Source organism: Streptomyces sp. PA03-6a (genome assembly GCF_033792765.1).
GTDB lineage: Bacteria > Actinomycetota > Actinomycetes > Streptomycetales > Streptomycetaceae > Actinacidiphila.
On the sequence record NZ_JARAVK010000483.1, the window covers coordinates 1 to 3,070 of the forward strand.

A 3,070-nucleotide genomic window follows, 5' to 3' on the forward strand; every position below is an offset into this window, starting at 1 on the left:
GTCCCGGCGCACGCGCGCGGCCCCCGGCCGCCGAGGGCCGCGCGCGTGCGCCGGGACGCCTCCGTGCGCCGTGCCACCGGGCCGGAAAACGCTTGGACGCCACGTGGGCCGCCGCGGGACACTGCCACTTCCGGACCGCCCACTCATGCGCACCTCGGCGCCGCCGTACCGCCACGGCGGCAGCGGCACCTCCCGGAGAAACCCGCGGCAGCACGCCGCACGACACCACAGGGTGGAGATGGGATCGCCTGAATCACGCAGGTTCCGGCCGGCCAGGGGCCCGGTGCTCCTGGCACTCCGCTACTACGGAGGGGAGTTGGCCCGGTTCCGGTGGCTGACGCTTCCGGCGATGCTGTCGCCGGCCCTCGGCAACATCGGCATCAACTACGTCGCACCGCTGATCGTCGCGAAGCTCGTCGGCGGCTTCGTCGACGGCACCGCTCCCGGCATCGGCTCGACCCTCCCCTACGTCCTGGCCTTCGCCGGCGTGCTGCTGCTCGCGGAGACGCTGTGGCGCATCGGGCTGCACTGCCTGAACCGCCTCGACGCCCGCGGCATCGAGCACCTGTACGTGGTCGGCATGGACGAGCTGTTCGCCAAGGACGCGTCGTTCTTCCACGACAACTTCGCGGGGTCCCTCACCAAGCGGGTGCTGAGCTTCGCCTCGCGCTTCGAGGAGTTCGTCGACACGCTGACCTTCAGCGTCCTGGGCAGCTTCGTACCGCTGCTGTTCGGGTCGGTGGTGCTGTGGTCCTACGAACCGCTGCTGGTCGTCGGCCTCTTGGCGATGATCGCGGTGACGGCGCTGTGCGTGGCGCCCCTCATCCGCCGGCGCCAGGCGCTCGTCCGCCGGCGCGAGGAGGCGATCGCCCGGGTGTCCGGGCACGTCGCCGACAGCCTGATGAACATGGACACGGTGCGGGCGTTCGCCGCGGAGGAACGCGAGGCCGCCGAGCACCGCTCCCGAGTCGCCGAGTCGCGAAGGCTCACGCTCAAGTCGTGGGACTACGGCAACCTGCGCATCGACACCCTGGTCGCACCGCTGTCCGTGCTGACCAACGCGCTGGGCCTGCTGCTGGCGGTCTCGCTGGGTGCGGGCACGCACGGCGTGGAGGCGGTCGTGGTGGCCTTCACGTACTACTCCAACGCGACGCGGATCATGTTCGAGTTCAACCAGATCTACCGCCGCCTGGAGAGCTCGATGACGGAGGCGGCGCAGTTCACCGAACTGCTGCTGAAGCCGCCCACCGTGCTCGACCCGCCCGCGCCGGAACCGCTGCGCTCCCGGGGCGCCGACGTCCGCTTCGAGCACGTGACCTTCGCCCACGGGGGCGCGGAGCCGCTCTTCGAGGGGCTCGACCTGGCCGTGCCGAGCGGTGCCAGGATCGGGCTCGTCGGCCGGTCCGGCGGCGGCAAGACCACGCTCACCCGGTTGCTGCTGCGGATGAGCGACATCGACGGCGGCCGGATCCTCATCGGCGGGCAGGACATCAGCCGGCTGCGCCAGGCCGACCTGCGCAGCCTGATCTCCTACGTGCCGCAGGACCCGGCGATGTTCCACCGCTCGCTGCGGGACAACATCGCCTTCGCGCGGCCGGACGCCACCGAGGGCGAAATCCGCCGCGCAGCCCTGGCGGCCCACGTCACGGAGTTCGCCGACGCGCTGCCCGGCGGCTTCGACACCATGGTCGGCGAGCGCGGGATCAAGCTCTCCGGCGGACAGCGGCAGCGGGTCGCGCTCGCCCGGGCGATCCTGCGCGACGCGCCGATCCTGCTGCTGGACGAGGCGACCAGCGCCCTGGACTCGGAGAGCGAGGTCCTCGTCCAGGAGGCGCTGTGGCGGCTGATGGACGGGCGGACGGCGCTGGTGGTGGCGCACCGGCTGAGCACGGTCGCCGGCATGGACCGGCTGGTCGTCCTGGACCGCGGGCGCATCATCGAGCAGGGCACCCACCAGGAACTGCTCACGGAGGAGGGCGCCTACGCCAAGCTGTGGCAGCACCAGTCCGGAGGCTTCCTGGACGACACCGCCGAACGGGCCGACCTGCACTGAACCCGGCCGCCCGGCCGCCCGGCCGGTCAGGCCGTACCGGTGGGCTGCGTCACCGCGATCGACACATCGGTGCCGGGCACCTCGCGGCCGTCGTCGGTGAGGAAGCCGACGTGGACGGCGTGGCCCGTCGAGCGCGTCCGCCGGCGCGCGGAGGGGCCGGACGGGCGCGGCCGGTGGCGGTCGCCCCACTGCTGCAGCGAGGCCATGACGAGGTCGAGCTCCCGCCCGGCCTCGGTCAGGTGGTAGCTCTGCCGTTGCCGGCTGCCCGGCTCCTGGTACGTGCGGGTGCACAGCACCCCGGCCTCGACGAGCAGCTTGAGGCGGGCGCTGAGGAGGTTGGGCGCGATCCCGAGCGACGTCTGGATCTCGGCGAAGCGGTGCCGCCCGGCGAAGACCTCGCGCAGCACCAGCAGGGACCAGCGCTCACCGAGGATCTGCAGGCTCCGCTCGATGGAGCAGGCCGGCTGGTCCTCCTGGGGGCCCGACACGTGCCGTCCGTTCGTCACCGCGGCTCACCTCCTGCCCGATGCGGCGGAAGGACAGTCTACACCTAGGTTTCCTCCTGCTACTCAGCCCCGGGCGGGAGGGGCCCGGAGCGGCCGGGGGACGCGTCACGGCCGTTGTCGGAGGCGATGGCTACGGTGGTCGCATGCCCGATTCCGAAGACGTCCGCCGCATCGCCCTCTCGCTCCCCGAGACGGTGGAGAAGGAGGCCTGGAGCATGCCCACGTTCCGGGTCGCCGGGAAGATGTACCTCACGCTGCCCGACGACGAGACGTCCTTCGCCGTGCGCTGCCCCATGCACGAGCGGGGCGAGCTGATCGCGGCCGAGCCGGGGAAGTTCTGGGTGCCGCCGCACGAGGCCGGATCGAACTGGGTGCGGGTACGGCTCGCCGCCCTGGACGACGTGGACGAGCTCCGCGACATCGTCGCCGACTCCTGGCGGCAGGCCGCGCCGCCGCGGCTGACCGAGACGGCGGGCCCGGCCGGGGGAGCCGGCGCGTGACGCCCCCGACC

3 protein-coding genes are annotated in these 3,070 nt (G+C 72.6%); 2 read left to right on the plus strand and 1 reads right to left on the minus strand.

What is annotated here, in order from left to right; genetic code table 11:
* The first annotated feature begins 238 nt into the window (after positions 1-238).
* On the plus strand, positions 239-2,053 hold the full coding sequence (locus PV350_RS45780) for an ABC transporter ATP-binding protein (RefSeq protein ID WP_500339215.1): 1,815 nt from the start codon (positions 239-241) through the stop codon (positions 2,051-2,053).
* Between the two features lie 26 nt (positions 2,054-2,079).
* Here PV350_RS45780 and PV350_RS45785 read toward each other — a convergent pair whose 3' ends face one another.
* Positions 2,080-2,559 carry a winged helix-turn-helix transcriptional regulator gene (locus PV350_RS45785; protein WP_499515276.1) on the minus strand — a complete coding sequence of 160 codons (480 nt, stop codon included), beginning with the start codon at positions 2,557-2,559 and terminating at the stop codon, positions 2,080-2,082.
* 143 nt (positions 2,560-2,702) lie between these two features.
* Here PV350_RS45785 and PV350_RS45790 point away from each other — a divergent pair, with 143 nt between their 5' ends.
* A complete protein-coding gene (locus tag PV350_RS45790; RefSeq protein WP_499515277.1) occupies positions 2,703-3,059 on the plus strand; it encodes an MmcQ/YjbR family DNA-binding protein in 357 nt (118 codons plus the stop codon).
* Positions 3,060-3,070 lie beyond the last annotated feature (11 nt).

What these genes read in the sequence shown, in the direction of transcription:
- PV350_RS45780 (WP_500339215.1), top strand. Translation starts at nt 239, where the DNA reads ATGGGATCGCCTGAATCACGCAGGTTCCGGCCGGCCAGGGGCCCGGTG.
- PV350_RS45790 (WP_499515277.1), top strand. Translation starts at nt 2,703, where the DNA reads ATGCCCGATTCCGAAGACGTCCGCCGCATCGCCCTCTCGCTCCCCGAG.